This window comes from Symbiopectobacterium sp. Eva_TO (genome assembly GCF_053848865.1).
Window position 1 is genome coordinate 2,091,873 of the sequence record NZ_JBSPEY010000004.1, and the last position, 12,384, is coordinate 2,104,256.

Annotated in this window: 12 protein-coding genes and 2 pseudogenes; 7 read left to right on the forward strand and 7 right to left on the reverse strand. The window is 53.0% G+C overall.

What is annotated here, in order from left to right; translation table 11 throughout:
• Positions 1 to 2: 2 nt before the first annotated feature.
• Positions 3 to 1,171, reverse strand: a protein-coding gene (locus tag ACWWJF_RS13040; protein ID WP_455869332.1) for an IS3 family transposase whose coding sequence is annotated in 2 segments (ribosomal slippage) — positions 3 to 916 and positions 916 to 1,171 — 1,170 coding nt in all. Because the reading frame shifts where the segments join, the coding sequence is not laid out codon by codon here.
• A gap of 148 nt (positions 1,172 to 1,319) precedes the next feature.
• Here ACWWJF_RS13040 and ACWWJF_RS13045 point away from each other — a divergent pair.
• Positions 1,320 to 1,562, forward strand: a complete 243-nt coding sequence (locus tag ACWWJF_RS13045; protein WP_455869679.1) for a hypothetical protein — start codon at positions 1,320 to 1,322, stop codon at positions 1,560 to 1,562.
• Here the strand turns inward: ACWWJF_RS13045 and ACWWJF_RS13050 are convergent.
• The 6 genes and pseudogenes from ACWWJF_RS13050 to upp form a co-directional block, all read right to left on the reverse strand.
• A complete protein-coding gene (locus ACWWJF_RS13050; protein WP_455869680.1) occupies positions 1,546 to 1,977 on the reverse strand; it encodes a hypothetical protein in 432 nt (143 codons plus the stop codon). The genes ACWWJF_RS13045 and ACWWJF_RS13050 overlap by 17 nt on opposite strands.
• Positions 1,974 to 2,576, reverse strand: a complete 603-nt coding sequence (locus ACWWJF_RS13055; RefSeq protein ID WP_455871074.1) for a tetratricopeptide repeat protein — start codon at positions 2,574 to 2,576, stop codon at positions 1,974 to 1,976. Before ACWWJF_RS13055 ends, ACWWJF_RS13050 begins: the two co-directional genes overlap by 4 nt.
• Positions 2,577 to 2,678: 102 nt before the next feature.
• Positions 2,679 to 2,849: pseudogene (locus ACWWJF_RS13060) on the reverse strand (tetratricopeptide repeat protein); the annotation flags it as partial.
• Positions 2,850 to 2,879: 30 nt separating this feature from the next.
• Positions 2,880 to 3,014, reverse strand: coding sequence for a hypothetical protein (locus ACWWJF_RS13065; protein WP_455869681.1), 135 nt, complete (start codon positions 3,012 to 3,014; stop codon positions 2,880 to 2,882).
• A 75-nt stretch (positions 3,015 to 3,089) separates the two neighbouring features.
• Entirely contained in the window at positions 3,090 to 4,388 is a 1,299-nt protein-coding gene (gene uraA, locus ACWWJF_RS13070) for a uracil permease (RefSeq protein ID WP_455869682.1), read from the reverse strand.
• A gap of 212 nt (positions 4,389 to 4,600) precedes the next feature.
• A complete protein-coding gene (gene upp, locus ACWWJF_RS13075; RefSeq protein ID WP_455869683.1) occupies positions 4,601 to 5,227 on the reverse strand; it encodes a uracil phosphoribosyltransferase in 627 nt (208 codons plus the stop codon).
• Between the two features lie 317 nt (positions 5,228 to 5,544).
• On the opposite strand from upp, the gene purM reads away from it, so the two are divergent.
• The 6 genes and pseudogenes from purM to ACWWJF_RS13105 all read left to right on the forward strand — a co-directional run bounded on the left by purM (position 5,545) and on the right by ACWWJF_RS13105 (position 12,346).
• Positions 5,545 to 6,582 carry a phosphoribosylformylglycinamidine cyclo-ligase gene (gene purM, locus ACWWJF_RS13080; RefSeq protein ID WP_455869684.1) on the forward strand — a complete coding sequence of 346 codons (1,038 nt, stop codon included), beginning with the start codon at positions 5,545 to 5,547 and terminating at the stop codon, positions 6,580 to 6,582.
• Positions 6,582 to 7,220 (forward strand): phosphoribosylglycinamide formyltransferase, encoded by a 639-nt coding sequence (gene purN, locus ACWWJF_RS13085; RefSeq protein ID WP_455869685.1) that lies wholly within the window; start codon positions 6,582 to 6,584, stop codon positions 7,218 to 7,220. The genes purM and purN overlap by 1 nt, the downstream gene beginning before the upstream one ends.
• Before the next feature lie 208 nt (positions 7,221 to 7,428).
• A complete protein-coding gene (locus tag ACWWJF_RS13090) occupies positions 7,429 to 8,517 on the forward strand; it encodes an ABC transporter substrate-binding protein (protein WP_455871075.1) in 1,089 nt (362 codons plus the stop codon).
• Between the two features lie 25 nt (positions 8,518 to 8,542).
• Positions 8,543 to 10,662 (forward strand): annotated as a pseudogene (locus ACWWJF_RS13095) (TonB-dependent siderophore receptor).
• A gap of 141 nt (positions 10,663 to 10,803) precedes the next feature.
• Positions 10,804 to 11,379: a spermidine N1-acetyltransferase gene (speG, locus tag ACWWJF_RS13100; RefSeq protein WP_291970401.1), complete on the forward strand. Its 576-nt coding sequence runs from the start codon at positions 10,804 to 10,806 to the stop codon at positions 11,377 to 11,379.
• 832 nt (positions 11,380 to 12,211) lie between these two features.
• On the forward strand, positions 12,212 to 12,346 hold the full coding sequence (locus tag ACWWJF_RS13105; RefSeq protein WP_455869686.1) for an IS4/Tn5 family transposase DNA-binding protein: 135 nt from the start codon (positions 12,212 to 12,214) through the stop codon (positions 12,344 to 12,346).
• The last annotated feature ends 38 nt before the right edge of the window (positions 12,347 to 12,384 follow it).

A 12,384-nucleotide genomic window follows, 5' to 3' on the forward strand; every position in this document is an offset into this window, starting at 1 on the left:
GGTCAACTAATATTGGCCACCGCATTAGACTGTATGTAGAACAGTCGCTCAGATTCGTTTGGAGTTAAGCCGCCGTTATACCAGTGAGGCCGGATAGCGCTGTAATACCCCGTGATGTAGCGGATAATCGCGTCCTGGGCTTCGCTGAAGCTGTTGTAACCCTTTGTCGGCACCCATTCTGTCTTCAGGCTGCGGAAGAACCGCTCCATTGGCGCATTATCCCAGCAGTTACCCCGCCGACTCATACTCTGCTTTATCCGGCAGCGCCACAGGGCTTGCCGGTATTGACGGCTGGTATAGTGGCTGCCCTGGTCGCTGTGGAACATGACTCCTGTTGGTTGTCCCCGGAGTTCCCAGGCCATCTGCAACGCTTTAACTGTCAGCGCCGAGTCCGGCGACGTCGACATGGCCCAGCCCACCGGTTTGCGGGCGAACAGATCTAGCACCACCGCAAGGTAAGCCCAGCATTTGCCCGTCCAGATGTAGGTCACATCGCCGCACCAGACCTGATCCGGCGCGGTAACCGCGAACTGGCGGTTGAGATAGTTCGGTATTTCAACGTGTTCATTGCCGCCGCGTTTGTATTTGTGAGCCGGTCGCTGGCAGCTGGCGATACCCAGCTCCTTCATCAGCTTGCCAGCCAGCCAGCGCCCCATGTTGACACCGGAGCTGCCGGTGACGATGGTCGCGATACTTCGAGCGCCGGCAGAGCCGCCGCTGGCGTTCCAGGCTTCCATGACGCGGCTACACTTAACCACGCGCTCACCGTCGGGTTCATTAGCGGAAGCCTGCCAGTGCCTGTAGCTGCTGCGATGTACCTCAAAAGTTTGGCACAACGCCGTGACCGGGTATCGCGCCCTCAGCCTGTCGACTACCGTGAACCGTTGAGTGAGTCCGACATTAAGAGCGCCGTAGCCTTTTTTAGGATTTCGTTCTCCATTTCAAGGCATTGGACTTTTTTCTTCATCTCACGCAGCTCGAGCTGTTCAGGGGTAAGAGGAAGTCCCGTTGGCGTTTTTCCCTGTCGTTCAAGGCGAAGCTTATTGACCCAGCGACTAATGGCAGAATGGCTGACATTAACCGCCTCTGCGGCCTTAACGTATGTGTAGCCGTGGTCGACAACCAGCTTTGCGGCTTCGAGCTTAAATTCCGCCGTAAAATGTTTACCCATGAGGTCACCTGTCGTGTTGATGAGGTGAGCATATCACCTCCGCTCAGGTCATATCGTTATACACATCGTTCTAACGCACTGTTTAATCAATGAGTTACGGGTTTATCTCAGAGTGGCATTTTGAACCTCAAAAAGCCAATGGGATGGCTTGAATGCCTTAATTCACGGGGTTCTGAGCATCCTGTTCAAAAAATGGCCAAAAGATGTGTATAACGATATGCGCTCAGGTGGCCAGTATCAGTGTGCCACTACAATTCGGCGGGAAAACGGACTGAGTTTACCACAGAAAGCGAGCCCTGTTGATAGCGCATCAACCGGGCTGCTTTTCTCAATACCCTATCATTGTTCAGGCGAATTATCCCAAGGCAATGCGGTTACCCGGCATTTTTGACATACGGCTTGATAATCCCCGTCGCCAGCAGCTCTTTTTCCTGTCCGTTGATTCGCGCCGTGGCGGAATCGATCTGGAATGTCACGTCACCAGGCTTGCAAAAATCGTTGGTTTTTTGAGGAACCAGCGTGGCGGAACGAAAGGAGCTGTACTCCCTGCCGTGCAGGCTTTCATTCATGGTATTCATGCCAAAGGGGGCAAACGCCAGCGTGTATTGCCCGCTGGCACCCGCGCTGTTTTTTAGCGTGACGACGACGCGTAAATTGGCCACTTCAGCAAGTTTGTTGGTATCAACGATAAAATGATTTTCACATTTCAATGCGCCAGCGTTGCCACCGAGAAAGGTCGATTTGTTTTTCAACACCAATGCGGGCAAGGTCTGGCGATTTTCTTCACGCTCACACTTATCGTTCACGCAGTGCGCTGTATAGCTGGCTTTTTTTCGTCAGACCGCCCCCGACTGCGATACTCCCAGGCCTTCTGGCAATCGCTCGTCATACCCTGACCGTTGTAATAGATCCAGGCGAGATATTTTGCCGCCCGCGATACGCCTTTGTCGTAGGCCTGCGTAAACAGGGTTCGCGCCTTGTCATAATCAACGTCAATCCCTTCACCGGTGTAATACATTTCTGCCAGATTGAGAATGGCATCTTTGTTACCCTGCTGCACAGCACGTTCAAACCAAACGACAGCCTCTGGGGCCGCGGCATCGACACCCCAGCGACCTTCGCGATAGGCCAGGCCAAGAAGATTCTGCGATTCCGGCTCTCCGCCCTCTGCGGCACGGCGAAACCAACGCATCGCCTCAATGTCTTTCTCTTTGATCGGGGAGTAGCCAAAATTATAGAAATGGCCGACGTAGAAGTTTACTTCAGGATCGCCTTGCTGTGCCCAATGCTTCGCCAGCCGTAACATGTCACCTTTACTCAAACCGAGGCGGCTGAATATCCGACGCGTTTCCGCATTGGCCGTATTTAAATAGCGGGAAACATACTTCAGGATCGGTGCGCGCATCTCTGCATCGGTTTCAGCCTTTGCTTTGGCTTTATAGATGGTGTGCCCGAGTGACTTGGTCGTTTCGATATCAATATCGGCGGCCTTAATCTTTTCCAGCAGTTGGCTGGCCCGAGCGCTATCCTGCGGCACGCCGACGCCATATTGATAAAAATAGCCGGCGTTATAACAACCATAATCACTACCCAGCGCACACGCTTGTTGATAATAATCGATGGTTTGTGGGATATTTTTTGGAACGGAAACGCCAAACTCATAGACAAACCCCAATACCGAAAGAGCATGAGGGTCCTGGCGTTTAGCCTAATCGGTGAGAGCGGTCAGCGCAGTATTATCTTGCTGTTCAAGGCGGTCGTACAGCCTATCGGCGTCATCAGCATCTTGGGCAAAAGCAGAACACGAAAGACCCAGTAACAACACCAATGTTGTTTTCTTCATGATTAACAATCCCTTGTCATATTTTTTCTGTTTCCGGAGATAATACCATCCCCGGAAACCAGAACAATGCTCACTTTATGACGCGCGCGAGGTCTCCTCGGCATAATCTTCGGCATCCAGCACCACTTCTTCGCTTCTGAAGCGGTTGATCAGCGCGAACAACAGGCTCAGCGCAATACCCACCACGGTGGCTAATGCCATGCCTTTCAGTTCAGCAGCACCCAAATGTACTTTCGCCCCGCTCACCCCGATGATCAGGATAACTGAGGTCAGAATCAAGTTTTGCGCTTTGTTGTAATCCACTTTGGATTCGATAAGCACACGAATACCGGAAGCACCAATTACACCGTACAGTAGCAGAGAAACACCGCCCATGACCGGCACCGGCACCGCCTGAATAGCAGCCGCCAGCTTGCCCACGCAGGAGAGCAGGATGGCAAGTATCGCCGCACCGCCGATTACCCAGGTGCTGTAGACCTTGGTGATAGCCAGCACGCCAATGTTTTCACCGTAAGTGGTATTCGGGGTTGAACCGAAGAAACCAGAAATCATGGTAGAAAGGCCGTTGGCAAACATCGAGCGGTGCAAGCCAGGATCGCGCATCAGATCTTTTTTAACGATATTGGCGGTAACCACAAGATGGCCCACGTGTTCGGCAATCACCACCAGCGCAGCAGGCAGGATAGTCAAAATGGCAAACCATTCAAAACGCGGCGTATAGAAGGTCGGCAGTGCAAACCAATGAGCCTGAGCGATAGGCGCGAAATCCACGGCGCCCATGGCAAACGATAAGCCATAGCCCACCAGCACACCGATCAGAATCGGGATGATAGCCAGAAAACCGCGGAACAACACAGAGCCCAGCACGGTAACGCCTAAGGTCACCAGCGAAATAATTACGGTTTTGCTATCAACTGACGCGCCATCCGCAGGCAGCAGACCGGCCATGCCCGCTGCAACCCCGGCCAATTCCAGACCGATGACCGCAACAATCGCCCCCATCGCCGCCGGTGGGAAAATCACATCCAGCCAGCCGGTACCAGCGCGTTGCACAATCAGCGATACCAGGCAGAACAGAACACCACACATGATAAAACCGCCCAGTGCCACTTCATATCCCAGCGGCAGCAGCAACAGCACTGGAGAAATAAAGGCAAAGCTGGAGCCCAGATACGCCGGGATCTTGCCCTTACAGATAAACAGATAGAGCAGCGTGCCAATGCCGTTGAACAGCAGCACGGTCGCAGGGTTGATTTTGAACAGAATCGGTACCAACACCGTGGCGCCGAACATGGCAAACAGGTGCTGGAAGCTCAGCGGGATGGTTTGTAACAAGGGGGGTCGTTCACTCACCCCGATGGCGCGACGAGTCATCGTTTATATCCTCTGTAAAAGTCACTTGATGTTGTGTGGTTAGCCGGTTTGTCCAGCATCGTTATCACAGCCCAGCAGCCCCCACGCGTCACCGCGTAGGGAAGCGAGGCTGATTATAAAAATCGTGCGAAATATGGGTGAAAAACCGCCGTGCGCGTTGCGCAACGAAACTGACGCAAAAAAAGCCGACTTACTCAGTCGGCTGATACGGCTTATTTAGTACCAAAGAGCTTATCGCCCGCGTCACCAAGACCCGGCATAATATAGCCATGCTCGTTGAGCCCTTTGTCGACCGAGGCGGTATACAGCTCAACGTCAGGGTGCGCTTTTTCCAGCGCAGCAATCCCTTCCGGTGCAGCCACCAGTACCAATACCTTGATGCTCTGGCAACCCGCTTTTTTCAGCAGATCGATAGTGGCAATCATCGAACCACCAGTCGCCAGCATCGGATCCACCACCAGCGCCATACGCTCATCAATGTTGGAAACCAGTTTCTGGAAGTAAGGCACCGGCTCCAGCGTCTCTTCGTTACGGTACATACCCACCACGCTGATGCGCGCGCTCGGTACGTTTTCCAGCACGCCTTCCATCATGCCCAGACCGGCACGCAGGATCGGCACCACGGTAATTTTTTTGCCTTTGATCTGATCGACTTCCACCGGACCGCACCAGCCTTCGATAGTCACTTTTTCAGTAACCAGATCGGCCGTGGCTTCATAGGTCAATAAGCTGCCGACTTCGGATGCCAGTTCACGAAAGCGTTTTGTACTTATATCGTTTTCACGCATCAGGCCAAGCTTATGTTTGACGAGCGGGTGTTTAACCTCGACGACCTTCATTCTATTCCCCCTATAGAAAGTGGACGGATATCCTCACGACGCAGAATCGGTGCGCCGAGGGCGGACATGGCAGCCCATCATAAAAAAATCGCGGGATTATACCGCTTTTTTGCTTAAGCGCTACAGGTTATAGCCTGATCCAGATCAACCGGGCAGGGAAATTCTCATTGAACAGGAAAAATGCAAAGCAGGCAACACACCACTCGCAAACGATTGCTCTCGCTGTTAGAATTAGCGTGCTTCGATAGGGGTAGATCCACCAGGCTGGATATGCTCGCTATCTCACCACCAATTGTATTCTCCGTGGGGACTCCGCAGTGACCGACAAAACCTCTCTTAGCTACAAAGACGCAGGCGTGGATATTGATGCTGGTAACGCATTGGTAGACCGTATTAAAGGCGTAGTGAAACAAACCCGCCGTCCTGAAGTGATGGGCGGTCTGGGCAGTTTCGGTGCCCTGTGCGCCTTGCCCCAAAAATACCGTGAACCGGTTCTGGTTTCCGGTACTGACGGGGTCGGCACCAAGCTGCGTCTTGCCATGGATCTGAAACGCCACGACACCATCGGTATCGATCTGGTGGCCATGTGTGTCAATGACCTGGTAGTTCAAGGGGCCGAGCCGCTGTTCTTCCTGGATTACTACGCCACGGGGAAACTGGATGTCGATACTGCCGCCAGCGTGATCACCGGCATCGCGGAAGGGTGCAAACAGTCAGGCTGTGCGCTGGTCGGCGGCGAAACCGCTGAAATGCCCGGCATGTACCACGGTGAAGATTACGACGTCGCCGGTTTTTGCGTCGGTGTTGTTGAAAAATCAGAGATCATCGACGGAAGTAAAGTGCAGGCAGGTGATACTCTGGTAGCACTGGCAGCCAGTGGCCCACACTCTAACGGCTATTCGCTGGTACGTAAGATTCTCGAGGTGAGCAAAACCGATCCGGAACAGACGACTCTTGAGGGAAAATCACTGGCCGATCACCTGCTGGCCCCGACCAGGATCTACGTCAAATCCATTCTGGCGCTGATTGAAAAAGTGGATGTCCACGCGATTGCTCACCTGACAGGTGGCGGTTTCTGGGAAAATATCCCGCGTGTGTTGCCAGAAGGCATGCAAGCCAACATTGATGAATCCAGCTGGCAGTGGCCCGCTGTGTTCAACTGGCTGCAACAGACGGGCAACGTCAGCCGTCACGAAATGTACCGTACTTTTAACTGCGGTGTGGGTATGATTATCGCACTGCCTGCTGAACAGGAAGAGGAAGCCGTGGCATTCCTCAATAGCCAGGGTAAAACCGCATGGAAAATCGGCGTTATTCAACCCGCTAACGCCGGAGACGCAGTGGTCATTAATTAATGAAAAACATCGTTGTCTTGCTCTCAGGTCAAGGAAGCAACTTGCAGGCGTTGATTGACGCCTGCGCGCGCAAGCGTATCAAAGCGAATATCGCGGCCGTATTCAGCAACAATCCAGAAGCCTATGGTCTGGTACTGGCGCAAACAGCCGAGATTCCGGCCCATGTCATCGACCCACAAGTGTTTGCTGACCGGGCTGCCTTTGACGCCGCAATGGCAGAAGAGATGGCGCAATACCAACCGGATCTGGTGGTACTGGCGGGTTATATGCGCATCCTCAGCCCGGAGTTCGTTGCGCTGTTTGCAGGCAAAATGCTGAACATCCACCCGTCCCTGCTGCCCAAATACCCGGGTCTGCATACCCATCGCAAAGCACTGGAAAATGCCGATAAGGAACATGGTACTTCGGTCCACTTCGTGACTGATGAACTGGATGGCGGTCCTCTGATTCTGCAAGCCAAGGTCCCGGTGTTTGGTGATGATACGGAAGAAGCGCTTGCCGCTCGGGTACAAACTCAGGAACACACCATCTATCCATTGGTGGTGAACTGGTTTGCCGAAGGGCGTCTTAAAATGCGCGAGGGCGAAGCTTGGCTCGACGGCGTGCGTATTCCCAAACAGGGTTATGCTGCCGAATAACGCTAATTCCCACCGACTTTCAGGCGGTAGCACTCTGCCGCCCTGAAAGTTCCCGCTGAACGGCACTTTATTTACTTACGAAATCATTACCATCCTAATGATATAAAACAACATTATCTTTTTGTCGCATTTTCCCCACCTTAGCACTATTGATAATCACTCTCATACTCATTAACCTCCCCTGCTCGATTTTATGCAGAGGGCGAATATGCGCGCATTATTCCTGACCAAAGCGTTACTGGTCATGCTGCTGTTGGCGAACACCAACGCCTGGGGAAAGACCGTTACCGACCTGCTGGGACGTCAGGTAACGATTCCCGATAATCCTTCACGTCTTTTTCTCGGTGAAAGCCGTTTGCTCTATCCCCTTGCGTTGCTGGAACCCGGTAATCCGGCACAGCGCGTGGTGGGTTGGCCTGGCGATATGGCACGTTACGACGCGCAAAGCTGGGAAAAATACACCACCGCGTTCCCTGCCATTGCACAAATCCCGCGTCTTGGCGATGGGGGGCCACACACGCTGAATGCCGAAGCCATTCTGCTGTTAAAGCCCGATCTGGTCATCCTGCCGCGTCTGGCTAAAACCTCGGCGGAGGATGATGCGCTACAGCAGACGCTTGAACGCGCAGGCATCCCGGTGATTTATGTCGATCTGCGCGTCGAACTGTTGAAAAACACCCTGCCCAGCGTCCGTTTACTCGGCGAAATACTCAACCGCACTGAACGTGCTGCCGCATTCAGCGCATTTTACCAGCAGCATATGGACACCATTTCGCAACGCCTGGCGCGCTATCACGGTCAAAAGCCCACCGTGATGCTGCACCTGCATCTGGGCCGCCGCGATACCTGCTGTACCACAGCAGTAGGTGGCAATCTTGGTGGGCTACTGCGCTTTGCCGGTGGCGATAACATCGCAGCCGACAGCATTCAGCGCGTCTATGGTGAACTCAATCCGGAAAAAGTGTTGGCAGCCAACCCCGATGTCTACATCGCCACCGGCATGGCGGGGCCAGAAGGAAAGCGATTCTCGGCACTGATGCTGGGCCCGGACGTTTCCGAGCAGCAAGCGCAAAACAGCTTTACCACCCTGCAACAACAAGAACCCATTCTGTCACACCTCAACGCCGTGCAGCAGGGGCGCGCCTGGAGTATGTGGCACAACTTCTACCTAAGCCCGTATCACGTGGTGATGGTGGAGATGTTTGCCAAAGCGCTCTATCCCGATTTATTTGCCGATTTGCAACCGCAAGACACCTTAAAACAACTCTACCAACAATTCTTACCTATTGAATTTTAAGGTAAATTATGGAGTCACATCTCACATGAACGCTAATTTTATACGTCGCAGTTGGCCACTTATCGCACTGTTGCCACTGGGTTCGCACGCTGCCTCATCGAGCGCGCAGGAAGATACCGTGGTGGTCACGCAATCTGACCGAGCCACCGCCGATACAGACAGCAGCTATCAACCGCACAAAAGCGTAACCGGTACACGCACCGAAGCACGTCTGCTGGACGTGCCGCAGGCGGTTAACGTCGTGCCACCGCAAGTGTTACGCGATCAGGCGGCACGCACGCTGGACGAAGCGCTGTACAGCATCAGCGGTATTACCCAAGCCAACACACTCGGGGGGACGCAGGATGCGGTGATCAAACGTGGGTTTGGCGACAACCGCGATGGGTCGCTGTTTCGCGATGGCATTCGTTCGATTCAGGCTCGCAATTTCACGCCTACCAGCGAACGCGTTGAAGTCCTCAAAGGCCCGGCCTCCATGCTGTACGGCATGGGTGAACCCGGCGGCGAGATCAATATCATCAGTAAAAAACCGGAACTGGTTCAGAAAACCCATATCGAAGGCTGGCAGAGCAGCTTTAACGGGGGCGGTGGGCAGGTGGATGTCACCGGACCACTGGGAGACAACGGTTTGGCTTACCGTATGCTGGTCGATCACGACGAAACCGATTACTGGCGCAATTTTGGCCGCAAACGCCAAACCACCGTTGCGCCGTCAGTGATGTGGTATGGCGATGACACCACGGTGCGCCTTGCCTATGAACATCAGGAATACCTGACGCCGTTCGATCGCGGCACCATCATAAATCCCAATACCGGCAAGCCAGTCAATACGCCGCGCGACCGCCGCTTTGACGAGCATAATAACGCCACGCGCGGCGATCAGGACACCGTGACGCTCCAGATGGAGCGAACGCTCAACGATCGCTGGAAGGGCAACCTCGCCTATTCCTATGCACGTAACCGCTATAGCGACAATCAGGCACGCGCCACCAAATTCAACGCAGCGACCGGAATACTAACCCGTCAACCGGATGCAACGGCAGACGCACGCAGTCAGGCGCAAATTGTACAACTGACCCTGAATGGCGACGTAGACTGGGGACGCATCAACCATCAACTGCGGTTTGGCGTTGACTATGAAGCCGATCGTACCTTCCGTGGCGACATGATCCGCGGCACAGCAACTTCAGGTTTCAACATTTACAACCCGGTCTACGGCACGTTGCCCGCATCCACCACGGTCAGCGCCAAAGACAGCGATCAGCGTGAAAATATCGACAGCACCGGCTTTTTCGTGCAAGACACCCTGCGCCTGAACGAACGCTGGCAGTTGCTGGGCGGGTACGCTACGACAGCTTTGATGTCATGGCAGGAAAAGGCCGCCCGTTTGTCGCCAACACCGACGGTTCCTACCACCGCCTAGTACCGCGCACCGGCGTTATCTACAGCCTGACACCGAACAGTTCGCTCTACGCCAGCTACAGCGAATCGTTCAAACCCAATTCGTCCATTGCCACTCAAATCGGCGCACTTCCTCCTGAACTTGGCCGTTCTTATGAAGTGGGCACCAAAATCGATCTGCCGGACCGTATCACCGCTAACCTGGCGCTGTTCGATATCGTGAAACGTAACGTGATGGTGGATGAAACCATCGGCAATGAAACAGTGACACGCACCTCAGGCAAAGTACTTTCACAGGGTATTGAGCTGGACATGGCCGGTAAGCTCACCGATTCCCTGAGCCTGATCGGTAGCTACGCCTTTACTGATGCGCGCGTGGTTGCCGATCCGAAAAACAACGGTAACGAAATGACTAACGCCGCTCGCCACACTGCCGCGCTTTTCCTGACCCAAGATTTCGGGTCGCTTGGCTGGCATGACGGAGACGACCTGCGCGCAGGTGCCGGTGCGCGCTATGTGGGTCGCCGTGCGGGAGATGCTGCCAACAGCTTCTATCTCGATGATTACACCGTTGCTGACGCTTTTGTTGCCTATACCGTGCCGTTTAACGGCTACAAGGTGAAATGGCAGATGAACGTGAAGAACCTGTTTGATAAAACCTACTACCTGTCCAGCGGCAACAACCTGCGAGTGGCGGTGGGTGAACCACGTCAGGTGCTGCTGCGCGCCAGCGTAGATTTTTAATCCCGCCATGCCGCGCCCTTTAATCTTAACGATAAGGGCGCGGTCCTTTTCCTCTGAACTCCCCCGCAAACAGTGGTTCTGCGAACAAAGCACGCTATACTCATCCTGTTGCCATGTGGCAAACATGTAATGGGAGGAACCATGTCTGGCGCGAGCAATATCGTGCGTTTACGGCCTCTGGAACGAGAGGATCTCAATTTTGTCCATCAGTTGGATAACAACGCCAGTGTGATGCGTTATTGGTTTGAAGAGCCCTATGAAGCCTTTGTGGAACTGTGCGATCTCTACGACAAACACATTCACGATCAAAGCGAGCGGCGCTTTATCATCGAGTTTGAAAAAAATCGGGTAGGTTTGGTCGAGTTGGTGGAAATTAACCATATCCACCGCCGCGCAGAATTCCAAATTATTATCGACCCCGCCTATCAGGGACGTGGCTACGCCAGCGCCGCCGCCAAGCTGGCGATGGATTACGGATTTTCCGTGCTGAACCTGTACAAGCTGTACCTGATTGTGGATAAAGAGAACACCAAGGCTATCCACATTTATGCCAAGCTGGGCTTTGAAGTCGAAGCCGAATTGCGCCACGAGTTTTTCATCAACGGCGAATACCGCAATACCATTCGTATGTGCGTTTTCCAGCACCAGTATATGGAACGGTATAAAGCGAACGCGATGGCAGATAAACCTTCACCGGAAGCGGATATCACACGCTAACAGCGTTACTTATCTGAACCTTCGATTTAAAGCCGATGATCTTGATTCAGGATCATTGGCTATTCCCTCTGTCATAACAAGCCAACTTTTATATCGTTTTGACAGAAAGAACGCCTGAGCCTTCATTCCCCTATTACAGCACATCCCATTGGGGCTACTTTAGTCTTGAATCGGGGAAATAACATATTACTGGCTTTGTTGAATAATAGGGAATCGTGCTGTTTTACTATGCCCATTTTGGTAGAAAATGCTTATCACCTCAGGCATTCCGTTTTCTCATGATGCTTAACTGCATGATTTTACGTTGCTGGAAACAATCGTTTTACTGGGCTGGTAGCATAAAATCTGTTTATTCAACAAAGCCCCACTAATGCTGCTGTAGAGGCAGCATTGAATATTTATAAAAAGTTTCCAGATGTGGATAGCGTTTCATGTGTCAACGTCCGTCAGGTAACAGCGCATGAGAACACGTTTTTTGAGGATGAATGGCAACACCTACTAAAGAAGCCAAAGCGCAAAGAGAAGAAAGGCATGAAGCAATCACAGTAGGTCATCGTCGCCCGCATTATCGCAGCATCTAAAGATATTGTCGCGTGCGAAAAGGCGATGGTAACACTGAAAGATATTTATCGTACCGCCATGCGCCAATATTTCCGCGAGCATGGTGACCCCAGTATTGATTGCGGACGACTCAACCCGGATAAACCCACCTCGTTATACACAAGTCCGCAACGCCTTATATGCCAAGGGTTAGGGGGCTGAAATAGGCAGCCGGTGGGGTTGTAAATGAAGTGAAACCGACGTGTACTATCGCCATTTACGGCGCTGAAAAATGACACGGGATTCAGATGGCTGGGCACACCAAGAACTGGAAGGGGTAAATCTTGGTGACACGAGGCTCAATAAGCGTGCCAAAGGGCTTTTGATACGGCTGGCTGAGAATCCGCAAGCTGTAGTGGCACACTGATACTGGCCACCTGATCGGAGGTGATATGCTCACCTCAT

Excerpts from the sequence above, each read along its gene's own strand:
- ACWWJF_RS13090 (WP_455871075.1), top strand. The coding sequence starts at position 7,429 with ATGCGCGCATTATTCCTGACCAAAGCGTTACTGGTCATGCTGCTGTTG.
- ACWWJF_RS13055 (WP_455871074.1), bottom strand. The coding sequence starts at position 2,576 with ATGCGCGCACCGATCCTGAAGTATGTTTCCCGCTATTTAAATACGGCC.
- ACWWJF_RS13105 (WP_455869686.1), top strand. The coding sequence starts at position 12,212 with ATGACACGGGATTCAGATGGCTGGGCACACCAAGAACTGGAAGGGGTA.
- ACWWJF_RS13065 (WP_455869681.1), bottom strand. The coding sequence starts at position 3,014 with ATGAAGAAAACAACATTGGTGTTGTTACTGGGTCTTTCGTGTTCTGCT.
- upp (WP_455869683.1), bottom strand. The coding sequence starts at position 5,227 with ATGAAGGTCGTCGAGGTTAAACACCCGCTCGTCAAACATAAGCTTGGC.
- purN (WP_455869685.1), top strand. The coding sequence starts at position 6,582 with ATGAAAAACATCGTTGTCTTGCTCTCAGGTCAAGGAAGCAACTTGCAG.
- speG (WP_291970401.1), top strand. The coding sequence starts at position 10,804 with ATGTCTGGCGCGAGCAATATCGTGCGTTTACGGCCTCTGGAACGAGAG.
- uraA (WP_455869682.1), bottom strand. The coding sequence starts at position 4,388 with ATGACTCGTCGCGCCATCGGGGTGAGTGAACGACCCCCCTTGTTACAA.